The sequence below is a fragment of the Williamsia sp. Y844 genome (assembly GCF_056786475.1).
Genome location: NZ_JBXCJB010000001.1, coordinates 2,249,826 through 2,273,253, shown reverse-complemented (window position 1 = coordinate 2,273,253; position 23,428 = coordinate 2,249,826). Strand labels below are relative to the sequence as shown.

Sequence of the window (23,428 nt, the reverse complement as noted above, 5' to 3'; positions counted from 1 at the left end):
ATAGACGGTCACCGCGACACCGCAATGCCCCTCGTCTGGGCAACTGCGTGCAATCGCCGCTCAACATCAGGACAATGAACCGATGACCGATGAAAATCTCAACAAGCGTCCGATCGCAGGCGTCAACGACGACGACGGCATCCTTGTGGTCCCGCCGGCCGGCTCAGAGGGCACCAGCGATGACGACGAGGGCATGCGCGCCATGGTCGAGCCCGCGAAGGTGATGCGGATCGGCACCATGATCAAGCAGTTGCTGGAAGAGGTACGGGCGGCACCGCTCGACGACGCCAGTCGCGCCCGGCTCAAACAGATCCATCGGTCGTCGATCCTCGAACTCGAGGACGGGCTCTCGCCTGAGTTGCGCGACGAACTCGAACGGCTCGCACTGCCGTTCACCGAGGACGACGTCCCCTCCGATGCCGAGCTGCGGATCGCTCAAGCGCAGCTCGTCGGCTGGCTCGAAGGCCTGTTCCACGGGATCCAGACCGCGCTGTTCGCCCAGCAGATGGCCGCGCGTGCCCAGCTCGAACAGATGCGGCAGGGCCAGCTGCCCCCGTCGGGCCCCTTCGCAGGCGGGGGCCCCGGCGGACCGCACGGTGCGGCCGGCACCGGTCAGTACCTCTGACGCTCGACCCCACGGGGGCGATGGCCCCCGGCGCGGTGACGGTAGGCTCGACTCTCGTGTCAACAGCAGCCGACGAAGTACCTATGCGGCCCCCACCAGCGGAGTCCGATTCGCGGTCGCTCCGGAGGGCCTTCGGCGACCTCTCGGCCGGCTTCAAACATTCCGAACTCTGGCTGCTCCTCGGCTGGCAGGACATCAAGCAGCGTTACCGCCGGTCGTTGCTGGGTCCGCTGTGGATCACCATCGCCACCGCGGTCACCGCGGTCGCCATGGGCCTGCTCTACTCGCAGCTCTTCGGCAACGAGATCCACGACTTCCTGCCGTACGTGATGCTCGGATTCATCTTCTGGAACTTCATCCAGGGATCGATCCTCGAAGGCGCCGAACTCTTCTCCAGCAACGAAGGCCTGATCAAGCAGATCCCGGCTCCGCTGAGCGTGCACGTCTACCGGCTGACCTGGCGTCAGCTGATCATCTTCGCGCACAACATCCCGCTGTACGCGGTCCTGCTGATCATCTTCCCGCAGCCGGTGACCTGGACCGTGATCCTGGTCATACCCGGCATCGCACTGCTGGTGGTCAACGCGATCTGGGTGTCGATCGTGTTCGGCATCCTGTCGACCCGCTTCCGCGACATCGGCCAGTTGCTCACCACTGCTGTTCAGCTCATCTTCTTCATGACACCGATCATCTGGAGTGCGGTCGACCTCGAGAAGAACGTCGGCGCCAACTCCAGCCGGGTCAAACTTGTCCAGATCAACCCGATGTATCACTACCTGGAGATCACCCGCGGTCCGCTGTTGGGTGAATCGGTGGCGCTCTACCACTGGCTGATCGTCATCGCATGCACCGCCGTCGGATGGGCGCTGGCGTTGCTGGTTCTGCGTAATTACCGTGCCCGCGTGGCGTATTGGGTGTGAGGTCATGAGTCAAGTTCGAGTCGATACCTGGGATGCCTGCGTGGATTTCCCGATCTTCGACGCCAAGACCAGGTCGTTGAAGAAGTCCGTCCTCGGCCGGGCCGGTGGTGTGATCGGGTCCAACGAATCCAACGTGATCGTGGTCGAGGCCCTCAAAGACATCAACCTGCATCTGTCGCATGGTGACCGGATCGGCTTGGTCGGACACAACGGTGCCGGTAAGTCGACACTGCTGCGGCTGTTGTCCGGCATCTACGAACCCACCCGCGGCGCCTGCGCGATCAAGGGCCGTGTGGCACCGGTCTTCGACCTCGGCGTCGGCATGGACCCTGAGATCTCCGGCTACGAGAACATCGTCGTCCGTGGCATGTTCCTCGGCATGAGCCGTCGCGAGATGCTCAAGAAGATGGGCGACATCGCAGAGTTCACCGAACTCGGTGACTACCTGTCGATGCCGCTGCGTACCTACTCCACCGGCATGCGGGTGCGGGTTGCACTCGGTGTGGTCACCTCGATCGACCCCGAGATCCTGATCCTCGACGAAGGTATCGGCGCCGTCGATGCCGAGTTCATGAAAAAGGCCCGGGTCCGGTTGCAGGAGTTGGTGAAACGGTCCGGCATCCTGGTCTTCGCCAGCCATTCCAACGAGTTCCTCGCCCAGCTCTGCGATCGCGCGCTGTGGATCGATCACGGCTCAATCCGGATGGACGGCGGCATCGAAGAGGTGGTCGGCGCCTACGAAGGTCCCGAGGCCGCCCGGCACGTGCGCGAAGTCCTGGCCGAGGTCGAAAAGGATGCCTGAGCCCAAGGTCATCGCCGTGGTGGTGACCCACCGTCGGCTCGAACTCCTCGAGCAGTCGTTGATCGTGCTGACCAACCAGACCCGCCCCATCGATCACCTGGTGGTCGTGGACAACGACAATGACAGCGCTGTCGCCGAACTCGTTGCTGCCCAACCGGTTCCGGTGACCTACATCGGATCGGCCCACAATCTGGGTGGTGCAGGCGGTTTTGCCCTCGGGATGCTGCAGGCCCTGGCGCTGGGTGCCGACTGGGTCTGGTGCGCCGACGACGATGGCCGCCCCGAAGGCCCCGAGGTCCTGCAGGAGCTGCTCGAGTGCGCCAACGCCCATCAGCTGGACGAGGTTTCGCCGGTTGTCTGCAACATCGACAACCCCGAAACCCTGGCATTCCCGCTGCGTCGCGGCCTGGTGTGGCGCCGCAAACGGTCCGAACTCTTCGCCGACGGCGAGACCTCAGATCTGTTGCCGGGCATCGCATCCCTGATGAACGGTGCCCTGTTCTCGGCTGCCGCCATCGACGCGGTCGGTGTGCCCGACCTGCGCTTGTTCGTCCGCGGCGACGAGGTCGAGATGCACCGGCGCCTCGTGCGTTCCGGGCTGAACTTCGGAACCTGCCTGACCACGGCATACCTTCATCCGGACGGCAGCGGCGAGTTTCGCCCCATCCTCGGTGGCCGGATGCACACCCAGTACCCCGACAACGAGACCAAGCGGTTTTTCACATACCGCAATCGCGGCTATTTGATGAGCAGGCCCGGGATGCGAAGACTCCTACCCCAGGAATACGCACGATTCGGCTGGTATTTCCTTGTGCAGCAACGTGACGTGGCCGGGTTCAAGAACTGGATGCGTTTGCAGTCACTAGGACGTCGCGAGCGCTTCGGCAAACCCTGAAAAGCAGGTGACACAGAAGTTTTCGGAAGTCTGATATCACCTGGCTCCCTTTCGGTTTCGCGTGATCAGTACCGCCCGATGGGCTTCCCGGTACCGGTCGTGATCAGTTGCGGCAGGCTTTCGGTGATGTAGAAGCCCCACCCGCGCGAGCAGGCCTCGAAGCACTCGGAGTCCTCGGTCAAACCTTCGTGGGTGAACTCGAGTGTCGCACCGCCCGGTGTGGGGGTGATGTCGAAGACGACGTTGGTGTCGGTCCACTCGTTCCTGTCATCGATGAAGGTCAAGACCGAATCCAGCACGTGCCAGACCATCCGCTTCCCGGGGACCACGTCGGTCAGATGGAACCTGCAGAATCGGATGCCCTCTTTCGAAGTGAGGGCCATCTCTCCCGCAAACTTGGTGTCGTCGGTGAAGACGAACTCGTCGCCGAGGTCGGCGGTGCCGCCGACGATGTTCTCCGACCACCATCCGCGCACGTTGGCGATGGACTCGAAGACTTCCTCAGGCGAGCGATCGACGTTCATCGTGGCGCTCAAATACTGTTTGTTCGACATTTGTTCTGCCTCTCCATTCGGTGGGTTACACCCCACCGACGAAGCACCCGGGCCCAGATCGACATCGTCCAAGAATTCTTTTCACCGGCGTCGCGACTGAAGCCATCTACAAATCGCGAAGACGGCGGTCCAGGTAGCGACGTTCGGCGTCCGTCGGCGCCAACGACAATGCCTCGCGATACGCCGACGCGGCCTCGGTCACCCGGCCGTCACGGCGAAGCAGATCGGCGCGAGCCGCGGGAAGGAGGTAATAGCCCTCGAGCTCCCCCGCCTCGGTGAGCTCGTCGATCAGGCTCAGACCGGCAGAGATGTTGTCCGCCATGGCGATGGCCACCGCACGATTGAGTTCCACGACCGGAGACGGTGTCATGCGTGCGAGTTCGGCATAGAGGACCGCGATCTGCGGCCAGTCGGTGTCGGAGGTGTCGGCTGCGGTCGCGTGACAGGCGGCGATCGCGGCCTGGACCTGGTATGGGCCCGGGCGCCGCATCGTCAGCGCACCGTCGAGCACGGCAACGCCGTCTGCGATGAGTGCAGCGTCCCACCGGGTGCGGTCCTGGTCCTCCAGCGGGACCAGCGTGTCGGCCTCGAAACGCTGTTCGCGCCTGGCCTCGAGCAGGAGCATCAGCGCCAACAATCCGCGGGGTTCCGGCTCGTCGGGCATCAGACGGACCAGCATCCGGGCAAGGTGGATGCCCTCACCGGCCAGTGCGCGGCGCTCATCCTTCTCGTCGTAGCCCTGGTTGAAGATCAGGTAGAGCACTGCGAGCACCGCGGACAACCGTTCCGGAAGGCTTTCGACCGGCGGGATCCGGTACGGGATACCGGCCTCCGCAATCTTGCGCTTGGCCCGCACAAGTCGTTGCGCCATGGCGGATTCGGAGGTCAGGAGTGCATCGGCGATCTCGGCCGTACTCAGACCTGCCAGTGTGCGCAACGTGAGGGCGACGCGAGCCGCGAACGGCAGCGCGGGATGGCAACACGTGAAGATCAGCCGCAATCGCTCGTCGGGAATCTCCTGCGGCGCAGCCGGTTCCATGGGCAGCGCCGCGACCTGGCGTAGTTTCGCCGTTTCGGCAGTGGCGTGACGCAGCCGGTCGGTTGCCCGGTTACGGGCCACCGTGGTGAGCCACGCTCCAGGGCGGCGTGGGACACCATCGCGCGTCCAGGTCGCCACGGCGGCGGCGAATGAGTCCTGCGCGCATTCCTCGGCGAGGTCCCAGTCTCCGGTCAACCCGATCAGGGTCGCCACCACCTGACCCCACTCGCGTCGATATGCAGTTTCGACCGCGGCGCGAACCTCGTCGGGTGTGGTCATTCCCAGACGGGTCGTACTTCCACGCATCCTCGACGTGCATAAGGATGTCCCGCCGCGATCTCGATCGCTTCGTCCAGATCTGCGCATTCGATGATGTCGACACCGCCGACGAAGTCTTTCGTCTCCGCGAACGGGCCGTCGGAGATGAGCGTTTCACCGTCGCGAACCCGCACCGTGGTCGCATCTGCGGTGGGGCGGAGCCGGGCACCGCCATGTTGGACGGCTCGTCGCGCAACCTCTGCGTCCCACTCCTGATACGCCGGGTCGGCCGCGATTTCCTCGTTGGAGGGCGCATCCTTTTCGTCGTCGCAGATCAGAAGCACATATTTCATTTGCCACATATACCGCACCGATCCGCAGCGCAACAAGGGTGACCGATCTCCACCACGAAAATAGAACTCGTTCTAGTATGGGCGCAGGACGATTCTAGGAGGATCATGCGGTTCACATTCGCGGAGGCAATGACCGATCCGAGCTACTACCTGCCACTGGCGAAGGCAGCAGAGGAGGCGGGCTACGAGGGTTTCACGATCCCCGATTCGATCGCGTACCCCGAGGAATCGGACTCCACGTATCCATACACAGAAGACGGCAACCGCGAGTTTCTCGACGGCAAGGCGTTCATCGAGACGTTTGTGATGGCGGCGGCAATGGGCGCGGTCACCGAGAAGATCCGATTCAATCCGTTTGTCCTCAAGCTGCCCGTGCGGCCACCAGCGCTGGTGGCAAAGCAGGCGATGTCGGTTGCGGTGTTGACCAACAACCGTTTTGCGCTCGGTGTCGGCACCAGCCCCTGGGCCGAGGACTACGACATCATGGGCGTCGACCCCAAACGCAAGGGCCGGCGGATGAACGAATGCATGGACATCATCCGCGGACTGAGCAGTGGCGAGTACTTCGAGTTCCACGGAGAGTTCTACGACATCCCCAAGATCAAGATGAATCCGGTTCCCACCAAACCTATTCCGCTACTGGTCGGCGGACACGCCGACCTCGCTCTCAAACGGGCGGTGATCCGCGGCGACGGCTGGATGCACGGCGGCGGGCAACCCGAGGAACTCGACGCACTGCTCGACAAGATCCAGGACATCCGCAAAGGGGAGGGAAAGACCAATGACCCCTTCGAGATTCATGTGATCTCCATGGACGCTTACACCCCGGACGGATGTAAACGCCTCGAGGACAAGGGCATCACCGACGTGATCGTCGGCTTCCGGATCCCCTACATCGTCGGCAACGACACCGAGCCGCTGCAGAAGAAGATCGACCACCTCAACATGTTCGCCGATTCGGTGATCAGCAAGGTCAACGGCTAGCTCAACTCACCAGGCCCGCTCGAAAAGCCACCAGCGCCGCCTCGACCCGGTTGCGGGCACCGAGTTTCGTGAAGACCGCCGACACATGGGTTTTCACGGTCGTCTCACTGAGAAACAATTCCGAGGCGATGGCGGCGTTGGGGGCTCCGGTGGCCATCGCGCGCAGCACGTCTCGCTCACGGCCGCTCAACTTGTCGACCGCGGACCGAACGGAAACCCCGGTCTGCGGGCGGCCGCCGGTGATGCGACGCAACGACTCCTGGCTGAACAACGTGTTGCCTGCCGCGACCGCGCGTACCGACTGCTGGAACGTCAGTGGTGGTTCATCCTTGCTCAGGAAGCTGTGTGCACCCGCGCAGACCGCCTGAACCACAAGGTCGTCCACATCCATGGCGGTCATCGCGATGACCCGCGGCGGATTCGGCATGGTCATCAGCGCGCGCGTGGCATCGAGACCACCCATTCGCTTCATCTTCAGATCCATCAGCACCACGTGTGGCCGGAACTGCGCGACCGCGCCAAAGACCTGGTCACCGTCATCGACATCGGCGACGACAACGATGTCCGAGGTGGCGGCAAAGATATCTGAGACACCGCGCCGGACAAAGGGATCGTCGTCGGCGATCAGCACGGTGATGCGGTGTGGTCCGGTCATGGTGCGCCCAGGGTATTACCCCGCACCGACAGCGGACTCGTGGCACTACGAATACCAGGGCAACCAACAATCGGTGACGAACTCGCCTCCCACCACGCCCGCATGGAACGTCCCGCCGATGTCCCTTGCCTGTTCGGCGAGCCCACGCAGCCCGGACCGCGATCCAACCGGGACCAGCGGCGGACGGCTGCTGAGCTGATTGCAGATGTTGATGCGGATCCCGTGTTCACCGGCGCCGACTATCGAGATCCGAATCGTCTGATCCCCCGCGTACTTCTGCGCGTTCGTGAGTGATTCCTGCACCACCCGGTAGGTGACATGACCGGAGACGGTGCCGACGTCGCCGGGCAACAGGTCCGTGTAGAGGGTGGCGTGCAGACCGGCCGCCCGCGCACCCTGCACCAACTCGGCAACTGCATCGATCCCCTGGTGGCCACTGTGTTGCGGAGCCGAACCCCTCAGGACTCCGACGATGTTCTTGAGGTCGTCGAGGGCATCGTGCGCGGTCGATCGGATCAGCGACGCGTTGTTGGCGATCTTCTCCGGATTGTCGGTTCCGCCGACCTGAACTGCCCCCGCCATCAAGGAGATCCGGCTCAGGCTTGCCGCCAGGGTGTCGTGCATGTCGCGCGCGATGCGGGTTCGTTCCTCGGTGCGGATCATCTCGTCACGCATCACGTCGGTCTGTTTCGTCGCCCGGTCCCGACTCAGTTTCACCTGGGCCAGTTCGACCTGGGTATGGCGCAGCAGCGCGACGGTCACGACGATGGCCACCAGGATCGCCGCGACGATCCACGGAATCCACAGCGGTACATCCCAATCCGGGCTCGGCGCGCCTTCTTCGGGCCGCGGGGAGCTGATGGTCAGAATCGAGTTGTCCCGGGTCCGCATGGTGTCGTAGGTGAGAGACACGCTCGAGGCCAGGTAGACGGCGAACGCAGCCAGGACAAGCCTGATCCCGCGCTCGGCCTGCGCCAGCGCATAGAGCGCGATGAGGGCCGCGGTGGCATCGGTCGAGAAGAACATCGGCCCGATGACCGAGACCGCCAGCACGGGTATCGGGTACCGGTGCCGCCAGATGAGCGCTACGGCCCCCACCAGGTTCAACAGCAACCCAATGGTGGAGTTCCACACCGGGACACTCTCCGATTCTTCGGTGAGCGCCACCGCCAGAATCGAACCGAAGACACTCAAGCCGACCGCGCCGGTGGTCCACAGCCGGCGCCGGATCGTTTCGCCGGAAGTTTTTGTCACGGTATGGAGGCTACGGCTCATCTCTGACGTTTCACGATCCACCGAACGGACCGCATCGGCTGAATCTCCGTCCGAATGTATGAGAGGCGCCGTCCCTTTGGACGAGGCGACCCCATGTCCGGTTGCGGTCTGCTGTTCTCACCACGCCAACCCCCACCCCCTCAGGAGGATCTGCCATGACCAATCCCGGCCTGCCAGGCGACAACAACCCTTACAACCAGCCCTACAACCCCACCCCGGGTCCGTACCAGCAGCCGCCGAAGAAGAAGCGCAAGGTCTGGCCCTGGGTCGTGATCGGTGTGCCGATTCTAATGATCGGCGCCTGTACCGCGATCGTCGCCGGCAGCGGCGGTGACACCGAAACCAGCGTCACCAAGGCCTCGGGTGAGACCTCTGCGGAAGCCTCGACAACCGGGGCCGCCGAGACCGAAACCGAGAGCGAGGCCGGACCCCAATTCCCGGGTAAATTAGACGACGACACCGCAGCAGCCGGTGGCGACACAATTACCCGCGATGATCTGGCATATACCGTTTCCCTTTTGGAAAGCGCCGATTCCGACTTCGGCAATTACCTGTGCAGCAGCGTAACGATCAAGAATGTCGGTTCGAAGCAGAATGACTTCAATGGCTATATCGATTGGAGTCTGCAGGACGCCACCGGAACCATTCGGGACGCCACATTTGCACCCTCGAAGCAAATGCTGAGTTCGGGCAAGATCGCGCCCGGCGGCCAAACGGCGGGTGACATCTGTTTCGAAGCACGCGACGGCGCAGGCCCCGGCACCTACGTGGTGCTGTTCGAAGACACGTTCTCGCTGTCGTCAGATCGCCTGGCGTGGGTCAACACCCTGTAGTGCAGGCGGGTCGCGGTCAGCGGATCTTGAAGATCACCATCCGCTGGACCACGAAGTTGATGACGGTTGCGGTGCCCTGGGCGACCACGTAGGCGACCAGGCTCCACAGCACCGTGTCGTCCCAGATTCGCGACAACACGGTGTAGATCCCCACCTGAACCACAAAGGTCACCAGGTAGAGCAGTGCGACGGCCACAAAGCGGGCCACACTCGGTTCGGCGCGGAACGTCCATCTCCGGTTGATGAGATAGGCCATCGTGGTGCCGAACACAAAGCCGATCGACTTGGCGGCCCATTCCGGGAAACCCAGCACATGCTGGAAGAGCAAGGTCAACCCGAAGTCGAGGACTCCGGACGCCGCGCCGGTGATGACGAATCGGACCACCTGGGTCTTCAAATCGCCACCGGCCGGCTTCGGGGTCTCGACTGCCGCGGCGGCCAGTTCGGTTGTCTTACGCCCCTCGGCCTGCTCTTCTACCACCCAGACACCCTAGCGGCTGGGCAGATCGGCCACACTCACGGCTGGCCACCTGGCCCAGAACCCGAATGAACACGGCGTCGAATAAGAAATCAAGAGAATTGCAAAACTCAAGAAGTCCACGTGGTTTGCGAATTGGCCACTGGGGGGCCTATCGTCCACATCCGGGCGTTTTGCACAAAGACAACCAATTGCAATATTCTGCATCTCGCCATTCAGCCCGCATCAATTCTCAATTTTTTGGTTTCCGGTTTCGTCCCCACGTGCGTTGATCATGCGCGCGTCGAAAGGCGCCCTTGTTTTCGCTGAACGATCGAGTCGTTCACGCCCGCACCACGTTGACCGTGGTCTGCATCGGCGTGTTCATGCTGCTGCTCGACATGACGATCGTGTCGGCGGCACTCGCTGACATCCAGTCCGACCTCTCCGCCGACCTGAGTGGCCTGCAGTGGGTCGTCGACGGATACGCACTCCCGATGGCCGCATTCCTCCTGACCGCAGCAACGCTCGGAGACCGGCTGGGACGCAAGCGGATCTTCCAGATCGGACTGACGATCTTCGTCCTGGCGTCGCTGGGCTGTGCGTTGTCGGAGAGCATCAACACCCTGAACCTCGTTCGTGGTGTCCAAGGTTTCGGTGGCGCGATGATGCTGGGTGTCTCGCTGCCCCTGATAGCCGCGGCTTACCCGGCCGGCCGGGGGCGTTCGATCGCGATCGCGATCTACGGGGCCGTCATGGGTGCGGGCAGCGCGGCAGGCCCGTTGTTGGGCGGCGCGCTCGTCGACGCGTTCGGATGGCCTGCGATCTTCATCATCAACATCCCACTCGGGATCGTTGCGCTGGCCGTCACCGGCTGGAAAGTCCAGGAATCGCGCGGTGACGGCACCCGCGCGATCGATTTCATCGGCACGGCGACACTGAGCGTCGCGCTGTGCGCCGGTGTCTACGCGATCATCGAAGGCAATGTCCAGGGGTGGACGTCACCGCTGATCCTCGGACTGTTCTGCGTTGCAGCACTCTTCGCCATCGCGTTTGTGCTCTGGGAAGCGAAAACCACCGATCCGCTCATAAATCTGGCTGTGGTGCGCAGGCCAGGTTTCGCCGGAGTCTCACTCGCCGCGTTCGCCACCTCCGGAACCCTCATCGCCGCGACCAACTATCTCGCGCTCTACCTGATGAACACGTTGGGATTCACCCCTTTTGAAGCCGGTTTGCGGGCCCTCCCACTCACGATCTCGTGCGTTGTCGGCGCACCGATCGGCATGGTCGTCACGCGCTGGCTGGCGCTGCGGCACGTGGTTCCGCTCTCCATCGCCCTGATCGCCGCCGGACTGTGGGCGACGATCGGGATCTCTGGCGACACCGGGTGGACGCACTTCATCACCGGTTCGATCATCGCCGGACTCGGCGTGGGAATGATGAGCGCCATCGCCTCCGAGGCCGCGCTGTCATTTGTCGATGAATCCGAATCCGGGATGGCAACGGGCGTGGTCAGCACCGCCCGCCAGATCGGAACCGTGATCGGCATCGCCGGAATGGGCGCGCTGTTCACGCAGTTCGCCGCCTCGCGCGCCCGCGACGACCTCGCGTCGATGACGATCGCCGGAACACAGGTCGACGTGTCGGCCGAGCAGACCGCGATGATCTCCGACGCACTGGGATCGGGTGCGGGACTGGCGATCCTCGAGTTCATCCCCGACCAATACGCCCTGGCACTACCCGAACTCGGCCGGATCGCTCGCGACTCTTCGGCCGCCGGTCTGCAGGCGGCCCTGATGGCCGCCGCCGCCGCGGCGACCGTCCTGACGGTCATCGTCTACGCGTTGATCCGCCGCGACCACGTATCGAATCCGGCTGCCGTGGAGCAGCCCCGAGAGGAACCACATGTCCACCACTGACACGTTGCTGATTCCGGCCGCGTCCGAGGCCGGCTACTCGATCAGCCTGACGACCAATCCGGCGGATATCGAAGCCGCCCAACGCCTGCGGTATCAGTCGTTCGCGGACGAGATGGGGGCAGCATTGCCGCAGGCGGTCCGTGGCGAGCACACCGGGCAGATGATCGATGTCGATCGGTTCGACCCGTACTGCGATCACCTGGTCGCCCGCGCGGAGAGCACCGGTGAGGTGGTCGGTTGTTACCGACTCCTGCTTCCCGACGGCGCCAGTGCGGCCGGGGGAACGTTCACCGACACGGTCTTCGAGTTCAGCCCCGGTCTCGACGCGCTGCGACCCTCACTCGTCGAGCTGGGCCGGGCCGCCGTCCGACCCGATCACCGCAGCGGAGCCGTCATGGGCCTGTTGTGGGCCGGAATCCTCCAGTACCAGGAACTCACCGGACACGAACACGCCATCGGTTGCGCATCGGTGCAGATGGAAGACGGCGGACCGCGCGGATCCCTGGTCCGCAAGGTCCGCGACTTCGCGTACAAACGCAGCATCACCGCGCCCGAACTCCGAGTCACCCCCAAGAATCCGGTGAACGTCGGCGGCCGGTCCCTGGACGACATCGAGACCGCCCCCGGCCGGGTCAAGATTCCACCGATGTTGCAGGGGTACCTGCGAATTGGCGCTGCCGTCTGCGGCCCTCCCTCGTACGATCCGGATTTCGACATGGCCGACTTCGCGGTCCTCCTGTCGCGTACCGAACTCAATCATCGGTATCTGCAGCGATTGACCGAGGCACTGGCAGCCCGTCAGTCCGCCGATATTTCTTCACGACCTAAGGAATGAACCACATGACGCGCGATTCCGCGATAGTCGATCTCGTCGGAATCGGCTTCGGCCCAAGCAATCTGGCGTTGTCGCTTGCCGTCAACGAGCACAACGAGACATCGTCGGGCGCACCGCTGCAGGCACGGTTCTTCGAGAGCAAGCCCTCATTCCAGTGGCATCCGGACATGATGATCCCCGGCGCGCAGATGCAGGTGTCCTTCCTCAAGGATCTGGTCACACTGCGTAATCCGTTGAGCCAGTACACCTTCATCAACTACCTGAAGTGCCGGGGCCGGCTGGTCGACTTCGTCAACCATCAGACCTTCTTCCCGTCCCGGGCCGAGTTCGCCGACTACCTCGAGTGGGCGGCGGACCAGGTCTCCGAGCAGGTGACCTTCGGCTCGATGGTCTGCGGCGTTCGCGCAGATGGCGACCACTTCGTGGTCGAGGTTCGCGACACCGACGGCACCACTGCCGAGGTGACGGCCCGCAACGTGGTCGCCGGGGGCGGGATCACCGGTGTCCTACCCGATTTCGTGACGCCGTCGCCGCGCCAGTGGCACAGTCACAACCTGCTCGCCCGCCTTGGCGACCTGCCGCCCCTGACCCATCAGCGATTTGTGGTGGTCGGCGCCGGGCAGAGCGCCGCCGAGGTGGCGGGCTATCTCCACGAGACGTACCCGACGTGCGAGGTGCACGCGGTCTTCGGAAAGTACGGCTACACCCCGGCCGACGACAGCCCCTTCGCCAACCGCGTGTTCGATCCCGCGGCCGTCGACGATTTCCACTTCGCGCCGCCGCAGGTTCGCCAGCAGCTGATGAGCTACCACAAAGGCACCAACTACTCGGCCGTCGATTCGGACGTCATCAACGACCTCTATGCGCGCGAGTACCAGGAAAAGGTCAGCGGGCGTAGACGTTTGTTCGTCCGCGGCGCATCTCGGCTCGACCCCAGGACGACCGTGGAAACCGGCAACGGTGTCCGGGCCACCATCAGCCACCTGCCGACGGGCGCCTCCGAGACCGTCACCGCCGACGCAATCGTGTACGCCACCGGATTCCGGTCGGTCGGCCTCGCCGACCTGCTGGGCGACGCCACCGACGACTATTGCTTCGATGAGGCCGGACTGCCTGTCGTCACCCGCGATTACCGCGTGGAACGCAAGGGCAACCATGCCGGCAACCTGTATCTCCATGGCGGCGTGGAACATTCACACGGGTTCACCTCCACCCTGCTGTCGAACATCGCCATTCGCTCGGGTGACATCGTCCACTCGATCGTGAACCCTCCGACGCCCTGACCTGGCGGCCCGGCCCTCAGTCGGCGCCGCAGAGCTTCTCGAGCTCTTCCAATGCGGTGTCGAGGTGGGTCAGGATCCGCTGCAGGCTCGGGACCTCCGCACGCGCACCGGTCACCCCGAAGTTCACCATGTCAGCGTTGGTGGCAACGGTGATGTTGAGGGCTTGACCGTCCATCGCGATCGACGCCGGGTACACACCGGCGAGCCTGGCGCCGTTCCAGTACAGATCATGCTGCGGCCCAGGAACATTCGAGATGATGAGGTTGAATGGCGGCGGAGTCAGCCGAACAAACCCGGGCACAGTCGAGAATGCGAGCGGGGCGGCGATGACCGCGCCGTACCCCATCGCCTGCAGCGGGCTCAGATCCCGGATCACCTGCTTGCTGGCCCTCGTCGAATCGATCACGGTCGCCAGCCGGCGTTCCGGATCGGGTTGATCGGTTGCGAGGTTCGCCAGGATCGCGGTGATCGCATTGCCCTCCGAGGAGTCGTCATCCTTGGCGTGCATCGACACCGGCATCATCGCGATCAGCGGGTCGTCGGGCAGGGCGTTCTGATCGATCAGATACGAGCGCAACGCGCCCGCACACATCGCCATCACCACATCGTTCAGCGTGATCCCCAGCCCCGATGCCAGCGCGAGCAGACGTGTGGTCGACCACTGTTCGCCTGCGAACCGACGGGCGCCTCCGATCGGGACGTTGAACATCGTGCGTGGCGCCTGCATCGGCACCATCAGGTTGGCGTCTCGCATGGCCCGAAGTCCGACCCGCGCAGAAGCCGGAAGGAAACCCACGAGCTCACCCGCGATCTTGAATCCCTCGGAGAGCAGACTCCTGGACTCCTCCGAGCCCAGGTCCGGCGCCTTGGGCCGGGGAACGAACAACTCCGGATCCCACGACGCCCGGCCCGTCCGGGCGCCGCAATCAGGGGACAGGGTTTTCTCGAGCAGCTTCAGGGCCGAGACCCCGTCGACCAGCGAGTGATGGATCTTCGTGTACATCGCAACGCGTCCGTCGGCGAGCCCCTCGATGAGGTGCAGCTCCCACATCGGACGATGCCGGTCCAGGAGCGCGCCGTGATTGGCCGAGACGTACCGCAACAGTTCACGCACTCGGCCCGGACGAGGGAGGACGGTTCGCCGAACGTGATACTCAAGGTCGACTTCTTTGTCATGGGTCCACCGCACGGTGCCCATGACGCCCACCGGCGAGGCCGGACGTTTGCGGAACAATTGGTGGACCTCGGTCTGTGCCTGAAACGTCTCGAACATCCGCTCGGAGAGGTCGTCGGCACCGTCCACCGGCTCGAACAACTGCAGGCCTCCGACGTGCATCGGATGCTCCCGCGATTCGGCCAGGAGAAACATGGATTCGGTTATCGGCATATAAGGCATGCGCGCTCCTGACCTTCGGTTGTGCTTCAGGACTCGACGCCCCCGTGCATGTGGCACACGTTACAAGCCCGCCGTCCGCGGCACCGGGTTTGTACATGCCTGCAATCCGATCGGCGTACCACGTGGCCAGGTTTTGCCTGCGAGCACACGGGGAACCCTTCGGGGTATGCGTTACGGATACACGTTGATGACAGAACAGAGCGGCCCCAAGGACCTGGTGCGCTACGCGGCGGCCGCCGAGAATGCAGGTTTCGACTTCGAGGTCGCCAGCGATCACTACTCGCCATGGCTGGTGTCACAGGGCCACGCGCCTTACGCCTGGAGCGTGTTGGGTGCTGTCGCCCACGTCACCGAACGCGTCGATCTGGCGACCTACGTGACCGCACCGACGATGCGGTACCACCCCGCCGTCATCGCGCAGAAGGCAGCGACGATGCAATTACTCGCCGATGGGCGTTTCATCCTCGGTCTGGGTTCCGGCGAAAACCTCAACGAGCACACGGTCGGCCAGGGCTGGCCCGCTGTGGACCAGCGTCAGGACATGTTCGTCGAGGCTGTCGAGATCATCCGAGAGCTCCACACCGGTGAGCTGGTAACCCACGATGGCAAGTACTTTCGTGTCGATTCCGCCCGAATCTGGGATCTGCCCGACGATGGGGTACCCATCGGTCTCGCGGTGTCGGGCGACAAGTTGATCGAGAAGCTCGCACCGCTTGGCGATCATCTGATCTCCACCGAACCCGAGGCCGATCTGGTCAGCGCATGGGTCCGGCACCACCCCGACGACTCCAGGAAGATCGGCCAGATCCCGATCTGCTGGGATCACGATCGCGACACCGCGATTGCCCGGGCCCACGACCAGTTTCGCTGGTTCGCCGGTGGATGGTCGGTCAACGCCGATTTGCCCACCCCCGCAGGTTTCAGTGGCGCGACCGCATATGTTCGGCCCGAAGACGTCGCCTCATCGATTGCCTGTGGACCCGACCTCGATGAATTGGCCGAGAGCGTCAAACCTTTTCTGGAGGCGGGTTATACCGACGTCGCGCTGGTACAGATCGGCGGAAATACGCAGGACGCCTTCTTGAGTGAGGCAGCAAAACCTTTGCTCAAGAAGCTGCGCGCACTCTGAGACCGCGCTCTGACCGTTCTTCCAACTCGTCGATCACCGCGTCGAGGACTGCGAGCGCGTCATCGAGACGTCCGGCGCGGGTCCATGCCAGAGACCACTCACTGGTGGAAGAACCGACCCGTTTCAGTGCCGCCAGAGCGAGATCAGAGAGCTCGGCTGACACCGAGAATTCACTGTCCGCCAGTGTTTTTGGACCAATACCGGCAACAAGCAGGGGACTACCAGGAAGCGCCGCTGCCACCGTCGTCGCGGCCGCGAGAGCCGTGAATCCGACAGCCTCGTCGTTGCGATCGAATACCGCCGACAACGCGGCACGCGCCACAATCGGTCTCGCCGCTGCAGCGGCGCGGTCGAACTTGCCCACCCAAGCGGTCGCGGCATCGTTGTCGAATGCTCCGGTTCCCCAGATCTGCATTTCGATGCCCCTCACGTGATGAACAAGTACCGGTAATTACCTACAGCAAAGATAATACCGGATGTGGTGGTTCGCCCGTTATTTCAGCGTTCATCGCCGCATTTCAATATTCGGCGCGCTCGCCTGGATAAACGCTCATGGTGTTCTCAGATCTGGCTGCAAGATAAATGCCACCGGGCCGGATAAAGACACCGTGACAATTGCCCGTCTGACCAGAGCGCCTGGTAGCGGGACGCAGGCCGCGGCATCATGACCGCATGGAGACCTACGACGACATCGTGATCGGGGCCGGCCACAACGGCCTCACCGCGGCCGCCTACCTCGCACGTGCCGGTCGTAAGGTGCTGGTTCTCGAGCGGTCCGATCACATCGGCGGGGCAACCGTTTCTGCCCGGCCCTTCCCCGGCATGGAGGCCCGGCTCTCTCGCTATTCGTATCTGGTGTCGCTGCTGCCCCGGCAGATCATCACCGATCTCGACCTCGACATCACACTCGTCAGACGACGCTATTCGTCATATACCCCGCTGCCCGTCGACCCCAGCCGCGGAATCCTCGTCGACACCGCCGACGACCGGGCCACAGCAGCGTCGTTTCGCGCCGCCACCGGTTCGGACCGGGACTTCGCCGCCTGGCAGAAGTTCTACGCCGTGATGTCCACCATCGCCGAGGGCGTTTTCCCGACCATGCTGCGACCGCTGATGAGCGCAGGCGAGATGGCGTCGATCGCCGGATCCGACCTCGAATCCATGGATCTCTGGGACGCGCTGACCAGCACGCCCCTTGGCAGCATCATCGAGAACACCTTCACAGACGACATCGTGCGCGGGATCGTCGCGACGGACGGATTGATCGGCACGTTCGCCGATCTGTACGACCCCTCACTGCTACAGAACATCTGCCTGCTCTATCACCTGATCGGGGGCGGCACCGGTGACTGGGACGTCCCCGTCGGCGGCATGGGTGCGGTGTCCGGCGCGCTGGCGGCGGCGGCCGTCGCGGCCGGGTCGCAGATCAGGACCGGTGTCGACGTGACTGCCATCGATGCAATCGACGGCCGGGTCGGCTGGCCCGGCGGTGCCGCGTCGGCCGAGTTCATCCATGCCGCCTGTGCGCCCGCGGTCCTCGACACGTTGCTCGACACCCCGACAGTCGGTGGGCCGCCGCCGCAGGGTGCGCAATTGAAGATCAACGTGCTGCTGCGACGTCTGCCGAAGCTTCGCGATCAGTCCATCGCACCGGGAGTCGCGTTCTCCGGGACCTTCCATGTGCACGAGGGTTTCGAGGCCCTCGCACGCTCACATCAGCAGGCCGCGGCCGGTTCCATTCCGACCACACCACCTTGTGAGATCTACTGCCATACACTGTCCGACCCCACGATCCTCGGCAGCGCACTCGACGGCATGCACACTCTCACCCTGTTCGGCCTGCACATGCCGCCCGGGTTGTTCGCCGCTGCGGGCGCCAAAGACCAAGCGGTGCAGGCAACTCTGGCCGCGCTGGACTCTGTGCTCGACGAACCCATCGCCGACGTCATCGCCGTCGACATCAACGGCGACCCGTGTATCGAGGCGAAGACCCCGCTGGAGTTGCAGGACGACGTGGGCCTGCCCGGCGGCAACATCTTTCACCGGCCACTGCAATGGCCGTGGGCGCCGACCGCCGATGCCGTGGGGACCTGGGGTGTGGAGACCGAGCATCCCCGCCTCCTCATCGCCGGGGCCGGAGCCAGACGCGGCGGCGGGGTCAGTGGAATCCCGGGACACAATGCGGCTGCAGCGGTCCTCGAACCCTGAATGGTCTCGCTCTACGTATGTGCGAGACGTTTGTTGACCAGTCGCGTCAACCACGCCGGGGAGAACCGCGACCCGACCGTCATCACCTTGGTCTGCCTGCCCACCGCGTAGTGCACCCGGTGGATGAGTTTGTCGACGCTGGTTTCCTCCACCGCCGCCACGATCGCATCGGCCACGTCCTGGGGTCCGAGCCGGATCCCCAGCGAGTCGGTGGTGCCCGTCGACACGTTCTCGGTCATCGCGGTCTGCACGAAGAGTGGCCACATCGCGATCACCCGGATCCCGTGGACACCCCACTCGATGTCGAGTGCCTCGGTCAGACCGCGGACATAGAACTTGGTGGCGCTGTAGGTGGCCAGTTCGGCCTGGCCGTAGATCGCCGAGGCCGATGCCATGTTGACCACCACGGAGCCCGGAGTGTTCTTCAGATGCCGAAAAGCCTGGTGACAGCCGTTTGTCACGCCTTTGACGTTGATGTCGATCTGCCGGTGTTGAGCAGCCAACGGAATGTCCTGGAAAGCCCCGGCCAGCAAGATCCCGGCGTTGTTCAGCAACACATCGAGTCGACCGCCACTGTGCTCGGCGAACTCGTCGAGGCGGGCACCGAACTCTTCGGCATCGGTCACATCGAGATGGCCGGTGACGATCTGCCCACCGGCCCCGGCAACCTCCGCGGCGAGAGTGGCCAGTCCGGCGTCGTCGATGTCATAGGCACCGACCGAATATCCTCTGCGTGCGAAGGTCAGCGCGCTCTCGCGCCCGATACCCGCTGCGGCTCCGGTGATGAACACCCATCGTGTGGTCATACCTGATTCCTACCATCGTTGGTTGTCACACAGACATCGCGGCCGACTGTTCCACCCCAGGTAGTCTCTGAATCGATGTCTACCGCTGAATTGCCCATTGAAACCCGCAAGCTCGTCGGCTGGAGCCGTACGACGCCGATCGAGGGTCACGTGCTGGCGACACCTGATGTCGAGGTGATCGCCAAGGCTGTCGCACAGGTTGCCGATGCCAATGCCGACAAGCCGTCCTACCTGCGCCGCGGCGTGATCGCACGCGGTCTGGGACGCTCATACAACGAGTCCGCGCAGAACATCGGTGGCCTGACCATCGACATGACGCAGCTCAAGCGCATCCACTCGATCGACGACACAACCGGGATCGTCGACCTCGACGCCGGCGTCTCGCTCGATGAGCTGATGGCCGTCGCCCTGCCGTTCGGGCTGTGGGTCCCGGTGCTGCCGGGTACCCGCCAGGTCACCATCGGCGGTGCGATCGCCCACGACATCCACGGCAAGAACCATCACAGCGCAGGCACGTTCGGGCAGCACGTGGTCGAGATCACGCTGCTCGTCGCCGACGGTCGCGTCCTGACGCTCACACCGTCGGGCACCTCCGACGATCCAGATGGTGAACTCTTCTGGGCCACGGTCGCCGGAATCGGCTTGACCGGCATCATCTTGCGGGCCAAGGTGCAGCTCAAGCGCACCGAAAGCGCGTACTTCATCGCCGACACCGCCACCACGGCCAACCTCGACGAGACGATCGCACTGCACCTCGAAGACGGTTTCGAGGACGGCTACGAGTACGCATCGGGCTGGTTCGACTCGATCAGCAAGCCACCGAAGCTGGGACGCGGGTCCTTCAGCCGTGGCAACCTCGCGAAGCTCGAAGAACTCCCGCCGAAACTGCAGAAGGATCCGCTGAAGTTCGTCAGCAAGCCACTGCTGACCTTGCCGGACGTATTCCCGAAGGGCCTGGCCAACAAACTCGACTTCTCGATCGTCGGCGAGGCGTATTACCGGATCGGATCGAACAAAACCGGTCAGGTCAAAACTTTGCCGCAGTTCTATCACATGCTCGACGTCCTCGGAGAGTGGAATCGCGCCTACGGACGCGGTGGCGGATTCACGCAATATCAATTCATCGTGCCCACCGGCAACGAGGATGAATTCAAATCGATCATCGCCGACATCCAGGCATCCGGACACGTCAGCTTCCTCAACGTGATCAAGCTGTTCGGCGAGGGCAACCGGGCGCCGCTGAGCTTCCCGTTCCGCGGCTGGAACGTCTGCCTCGACTTCCCGATCAAGCGCGGGCTCGGCGAGTTCCTCAATGAACTCGACCGTCGGGTGATGGCCATGGGCGGACGGCTGTACACGGCCAAGGATTCGCGGACCTCCGCGCAGAACTTCCACGCCATGTACCCCGAGATCGACTCGTGGATCGCAACCCGTCGCCGGATCGATCCGACCGGAGTGTTCATCTCCGACATGGCTCGACGCCTCGAACTCGCCTGAGCCACAAATACTCTCAACGTAGACAGGAACATTCATGATCAACGCCGTAGGCGTCCCCCAGTCCGTGCTCATCCTCGGCGGAAGCTCCGAGATCGGTCTGGCAATCACCGCCGAGTACCTCAAGAAGGGGCCGATGCGCGTGGTGCTGGCCACCATGCCCGGCGACCCCGCCGGTGAGGCGGCCGTGGAGACCATGAAGGCCGCAGGCGCATCGTCCGTGGAGCGCATCGACTTCGACGCACTCAAGCCCGAGACGCACCCCGCCGTCATCGACCAGGCGTTCGCAGGCGGCGACATCGACGTTGCCATCGTGGCGTTCGGCGTCCAGGGCGTCGACGAAGAGGTGTGGCAGGACCAGCGCAAAGCCGTGTTCACCGCCACCATCAACTACACCGCAGCAGTCTCGGTCGGCGTGCTCCTCGGGCAGAAGATGCGCGAGCAGGGCCACGGCCAGATCATCGCCATGAGCTCGGTGGCCGGAGAACGGGTGCGTCGCAGCAACTTCGTCTACGGCTCCACCAAGGCCGGCCTCGACGGTTTCTACCTCGGCCTCGGCGAGGCACTGCGCGAGTACAACATCCGAGTACTCGTCATCCGCCCCGGCATGGTCCGCACCCGGCTGTCGGCGCATGTGAAAGAAGCGCCGCTGACGGTCAACAAGGAAGATGTGGCCAAGCTGGCCGTGACGTCGGCCGACAAGGGCAAGGAACTGGTCTGGGCACCGGGGCCGTTCCGTTTCGTGATGATCATCCTCCGGCACATCCCGCGCCCGATCTTCCGCAAGCTTCCCATCTGAGCCGATGCGGACCCATCTGTCCTCGATAGGGGATCTGATCGGCGCGGCCATCGTGGCCCTCGTGGTCTCGGGCGCCGGCCTGGCCGTGATCTCGAAGGTCGACTGGCCGGCATTCAACTCGTCGAATGTCGCGACCGCGCTGACCACCACCGGCCAGGTGGCGGCCATCGTGATCCTGTTGATCGCGGTGGTGCTGTCGCGGACCGGCAAGGCCGGCCGTCTGATCAAACCCCTGTCATGGGTGGGTATCTCGTCCTTTGCGGCGGTCACACTGGCGATGCCGCTGGGTGCCACCAAGCTCTACCTGTTCGGAATCTCTGTCGATCAACAGTTCCGGACCGAATACCTGACGCGTCTGACCAACAGCCCCCGGCTGGCGGACATGACGTATGCCGACCTGCCGCCGTACTACCCGGCCGGCTGGTTCTGGCTCGGTGGCCGGTACGCCGACCTGACCGGTCAGCCCGCCTGGGAAGCGTACAAACCGTGGTCGATCATCTCGATCGCAGTTGCAGCAGCGGTCGCGATGGCGTTGTGGCAGCGCATGATCCGTACCGACCGGGCCATCGCCGTCACCTTGGCATCCACGGTTCTGACGCTGATGTCCGTCAGTCCCGAACCGTATGCGGCCGTTCTGGTGATGATCGGCGCACCGATGCTGATCACCCTCCTGCACGGACTGCGCTCGGGTAGCAGGCCCGCGATCCTGGCCGGTGGACTGTTCCTCGGTCTGAGCGCCACCTTCTACACGCTCTACACCGGCCTCTATGCGATGACCGCTGTCCTGATGGCGCTCTATTTCGTGCTGGCGGCCTGGTTCGGGCAGTCCAACAAGACGATTCCACGCAGCGCCATCCGGTCGGCCCGGTGGCGTGCGGTCCGGGACTACGTCCTGCGCCTGCTGGTCATGGGCGTCATCGCCGGTCTGGTCGCGTTGATCGTCTGGGCGCCGTACCTGATCGACAGGCTGAGGAACAAGCCCGCCTCCGGCGGTACCGCTGAGCATTATCTGCCGAGTTCGGGTGCGGTGCTACCGACCCCGATGCTGCACTGGTCTCTGATCGGCGCGCTGACCATGGTCGGCCTGATCTGGATCGTGCTCCGATTCCGCACGCGCACCGTCGCTTTGGCATACGGCATCACCGTCTTTTCCATCTACCTGTTCTGCCTGCTGTCGATGGCCCTGACCGCGACCGGCACCACGCTGCTCTCGTTCCGCATGGAGCCGGTTCTGACGGTGATCCTCGGCGTCGCCGGGGTCTACGGATTCGCCGAACTCGCCGGCTACGTCGTCCGCCGCTTCGGCGACGTCCGCACCGCCATCGCCATCATGGCGACCCTCGCCGCCATCGCGGTCGGGCAGAGCATCCCGAACCATCTGGCCGCCGAGATCACCGTCGCGTACACAGACACCGACGGCTACGGCGAACGCGCAGATCAGCGACCACCGGGTGCACAGGCCTACTTCCCGGAGATCAACGACGTGATCCTCGAACAGACGGGCAGGCCACAGGCCGACACCATCGTCCTGACCGCCGACTACGGATTCCTGTCGATCTATCCGTACTTCGGATTCCAGGGGCTGACCTCGCACTACGCAAACCCGTTGGCGGAGTTCGACAAACGCGCCGCAGCGATCAATGCATGGTCGGAATCGGAGACCACCGACATTCTGATCGGGCAATTGGATTCCTCGCCCTGGCTGCCGCCGACGGTCTTCCTGTTCCGTTACAGCGCCGAGGGTTACGCACTGCGCCTGGCCGAGGACGTCTACCCCAACGACCCGAATGTTCGCCGGTACACGGTGACCTTCAACCCCAATGTCTTCGACGATCCACGCTTCACGGTCACCAACATCGGCCCGTTCGTTCTGGTGGTCCGGAACTAGCTGTTCCATCGCATGAGGTTG

General features: G+C 63.8%; 23 protein-coding genes. 14 read left to right on the top strand and 9 right to left on the bottom strand.

Annotated elements, in window-relative coordinates; genetic code table 11:
• The first annotated feature begins 82 nt into the window (after window positions 1-82).
• The 4 genes from AC1TQG_RS10260 to glfT1 all read left to right on the top strand — a co-directional run bounded on the left by AC1TQG_RS10260 (window position 83) and on the right by glfT1 (window position 3,242).
• The gene (locus AC1TQG_RS10260) at window positions 83-625 is read left to right on the top strand and encodes a bacterial proteasome activator family protein (protein ID WP_482136814.1); all 543 of its coding nucleotides are present in this window, start codon (window positions 83-85) and stop codon (window positions 623-625) included.
• 83 nt (window positions 626-708) lie between these two features.
• A complete protein-coding gene (gene wzm / locus AC1TQG_RS10255; RefSeq protein WP_482137314.1) occupies window positions 709-1,545 on the top strand; it encodes a galactan export ABC transporter permease subunit Wzm/RfbD in 837 nt (278 codons plus the stop codon).
• Between the two features lie 4 nt (window positions 1,546-1,549).
• A complete protein-coding gene (wzt, locus tag AC1TQG_RS10250; protein WP_482136813.1) occupies window positions 1,550-2,347 on the top strand; it encodes a galactan export ABC transporter ATP-binding subunit Wzt/RfbE in 798 nt (265 codons plus the stop codon).
• A complete protein-coding gene (gene glfT1 / locus AC1TQG_RS10245) occupies window positions 2,340-3,242 on the top strand; it encodes a galactofuranosyltransferase GlfT1 (RefSeq protein WP_482136812.1) in 903 nt (300 codons plus the stop codon). Before wzt ends, glfT1 begins: the two co-directional genes overlap by 8 nt.
• A 65-nt stretch (window positions 3,243-3,307) precedes the next feature.
• On the opposite strand, the gene AC1TQG_RS10240 is transcribed toward glfT1, so the two are convergent.
• From AC1TQG_RS10240 to AC1TQG_RS10230, 3 genes are all read right to left on the bottom strand, one after another.
• Complete coding sequence (locus tag AC1TQG_RS10240) at window positions 3,308-3,796, bottom strand: SRPBCC family protein (protein WP_482136811.1); 489 nt, start codon at window positions 3,794-3,796, stop codon at window positions 3,308-3,310.
• A 106-nt stretch (window positions 3,797-3,902) separates the two neighbouring features.
• A complete protein-coding gene (locus AC1TQG_RS10235; RefSeq protein ID WP_482136810.1) occupies window positions 3,903-5,114 on the bottom strand; it encodes an RNA polymerase sigma factor in 1,212 nt (403 codons plus the stop codon).
• On the bottom strand, window positions 5,111-5,446 hold the full coding sequence (locus AC1TQG_RS10230; RefSeq protein WP_482136809.1) for a YciI family protein: 336 nt from the start codon (window positions 5,444-5,446) through the stop codon (window positions 5,111-5,113). The genes AC1TQG_RS10235 and AC1TQG_RS10230 overlap by 4 nt, the downstream gene beginning before the upstream one ends.
• A gap of 105 nt (window positions 5,447-5,551) precedes the next feature.
• Between AC1TQG_RS10230 and AC1TQG_RS10225 the strand changes: the two genes are divergently transcribed.
• Window positions 5,552-6,430 carry an LLM class flavin-dependent oxidoreductase gene (locus AC1TQG_RS10225; protein ID WP_482136808.1) on the top strand — a complete coding sequence of 293 codons (879 nt, stop codon included), beginning with the start codon at window positions 5,552-5,554 and terminating at the stop codon, window positions 6,428-6,430.
• Between the two features lies 1 nt (window position 6,431).
• Here the strand turns inward: AC1TQG_RS10225 and AC1TQG_RS10220 are convergent, their stop codons facing one another.
• Window positions 6,432-7,085, bottom strand: a complete 654-nt coding sequence (locus AC1TQG_RS10220; RefSeq protein ID WP_482136807.1) for a response regulator — start codon at window positions 7,083-7,085, stop codon at window positions 6,432-6,434.
• A gap of 45 nt (window positions 7,086-7,130) precedes the next feature.
• Window positions 7,131-8,360: a sensor histidine kinase gene (locus tag AC1TQG_RS10215; RefSeq protein WP_482136806.1), complete on the bottom strand. Its 1,230-nt coding sequence runs from the start codon at window positions 8,358-8,360 to the stop codon at window positions 7,131-7,133.
• A 155-nt stretch (window positions 8,361-8,515) separates the two neighbouring features.
• Here AC1TQG_RS10215 and AC1TQG_RS10210 point away from each other — a divergent pair, with 155 nt between their 5' ends.
• The gene (locus AC1TQG_RS10210; protein WP_482136805.1) at window positions 8,516-9,193 is read left to right on the top strand and encodes a DUF4352 domain-containing protein; all 678 of its coding nucleotides are present in this window, start codon (window positions 8,516-8,518) and stop codon (window positions 9,191-9,193) included.
• Between the two features lie 16 nt (window positions 9,194-9,209).
• Here AC1TQG_RS10210 and AC1TQG_RS10205 read toward each other — a convergent pair whose 3' ends face one another.
• Entirely contained in the window at window positions 9,210-9,635 is a 426-nt protein-coding gene (locus AC1TQG_RS10205) for a GtrA family protein (RefSeq protein WP_482137313.1), read from the bottom strand.
• Window positions 9,636-9,967: 332 nt separating this feature from the next.
• On the opposite strand from AC1TQG_RS10205, the gene AC1TQG_RS10200 reads away from it, so the two are divergent.
• From AC1TQG_RS10200 to AC1TQG_RS10190, 3 genes are read left to right on the top strand one after another with little or no spacing between them, the layout of a single operon-like run.
• On the top strand, window positions 9,968-11,569 hold the full coding sequence (locus AC1TQG_RS10200) for an MFS transporter (protein WP_482136804.1): 1,602 nt from the start codon (window positions 9,968-9,970) through the stop codon (window positions 11,567-11,569).
• On the top strand, window positions 11,556-12,404 hold the full coding sequence (locus AC1TQG_RS10195; protein ID WP_482136803.1) for a GNAT family N-acetyltransferase: 849 nt from the start codon (window positions 11,556-11,558) through the stop codon (window positions 12,402-12,404). The genes AC1TQG_RS10200 and AC1TQG_RS10195 overlap by 14 nt, the downstream gene beginning before the upstream one ends.
• A gap of 5 nt (window positions 12,405-12,409) precedes the next feature.
• Window positions 12,410-13,687 carry a lysine N(6)-hydroxylase/L-ornithine N(5)-oxygenase family protein gene (locus tag AC1TQG_RS10190; protein WP_482136802.1) on the top strand — a complete coding sequence of 426 codons (1,278 nt, stop codon included), beginning with the start codon at window positions 12,410-12,412 and terminating at the stop codon, window positions 13,685-13,687.
• 16 nt (window positions 13,688-13,703) lie between these two features.
• Here AC1TQG_RS10190 and AC1TQG_RS10185 read toward each other — a convergent pair whose 3' ends face one another.
• Window positions 13,704-15,083 carry a WS/DGAT/MGAT family O-acyltransferase gene (locus AC1TQG_RS10185; RefSeq protein ID WP_482136801.1) on the bottom strand — a complete coding sequence of 460 codons (1,380 nt, stop codon included), beginning with the start codon at window positions 15,081-15,083 and terminating at the stop codon, window positions 13,704-13,706.
• Between the two features lie 166 nt (window positions 15,084-15,249).
• Between AC1TQG_RS10185 and AC1TQG_RS10180 the strand changes: the two genes are divergently transcribed.
• The gene (locus AC1TQG_RS10180) at window positions 15,250-16,212 is read left to right on the top strand and encodes an LLM class F420-dependent oxidoreductase (RefSeq protein WP_482136800.1); all 963 of its coding nucleotides are present in this window, start codon (window positions 15,250-15,252) and stop codon (window positions 16,210-16,212) included.
• Here AC1TQG_RS10180 and AC1TQG_RS10175 read toward each other — a convergent pair.
• On the bottom strand, window positions 16,190-16,627 hold the full coding sequence (locus tag AC1TQG_RS10175; RefSeq protein WP_482136799.1) for a DUF4259 domain-containing protein: 438 nt from the start codon (window positions 16,625-16,627) through the stop codon (window positions 16,190-16,192). The genes AC1TQG_RS10180 and AC1TQG_RS10175 overlap by 23 nt on opposite strands.
• A 257-nt stretch (window positions 16,628-16,884) precedes the next feature.
• Here AC1TQG_RS10175 and AC1TQG_RS10170 point away from each other — a divergent pair, with 257 nt between their 5' ends.
• Entirely contained in the window at window positions 16,885-18,420 is a 1,536-nt protein-coding gene (locus AC1TQG_RS10170; RefSeq protein ID WP_482136798.1) for a phytoene desaturase family protein, read from the top strand.
• A gap of 11 nt (window positions 18,421-18,431) precedes the next feature.
• Here the strand turns inward: AC1TQG_RS10170 and AC1TQG_RS10165 are convergent, their stop codons facing one another.
• Entirely contained in the window at window positions 18,432-19,226 is a 795-nt protein-coding gene (locus AC1TQG_RS10165; protein WP_482136797.1) for an SDR family oxidoreductase, read from the bottom strand.
• Between the two features lie 75 nt (window positions 19,227-19,301).
• On the opposite strand from AC1TQG_RS10165, the gene dprE1 reads away from it, so the two are divergent.
• Genes dprE1 through AC1TQG_RS10150 form a run of 3 tightly spaced genes read left to right on the top strand, consistent with a single transcriptional unit; the run spans window position 19,302 to window position 23,407 of the window.
• Window positions 19,302-20,723: a decaprenylphosphoryl-beta-D-ribose oxidase gene (gene dprE1, locus AC1TQG_RS10160; RefSeq protein ID WP_482136796.1), complete on the top strand. Its 1,422-nt coding sequence runs from the start codon at window positions 19,302-19,304 to the stop codon at window positions 20,721-20,723.
• 34 nt (window positions 20,724-20,757) lie between these two features.
• A complete protein-coding gene (dprE2, locus tag AC1TQG_RS10155; protein WP_482136795.1) occupies window positions 20,758-21,519 on the top strand; it encodes a decaprenylphospho-beta-D-erythro-pentofuranosid-2-ulose 2-reductase in 762 nt (253 codons plus the stop codon).
• A 4-nt stretch (window positions 21,520-21,523) separates the two neighbouring features.
• The gene (locus AC1TQG_RS10150; protein ID WP_482136794.1) at window positions 21,524-23,407 is read left to right on the top strand and encodes a galactan 5-O-arabinofuranosyltransferase; all 1,884 of its coding nucleotides are present in this window, start codon (window positions 21,524-21,526) and stop codon (window positions 23,405-23,407) included.
• Window positions 23,408-23,428 lie beyond the last annotated feature (21 nt).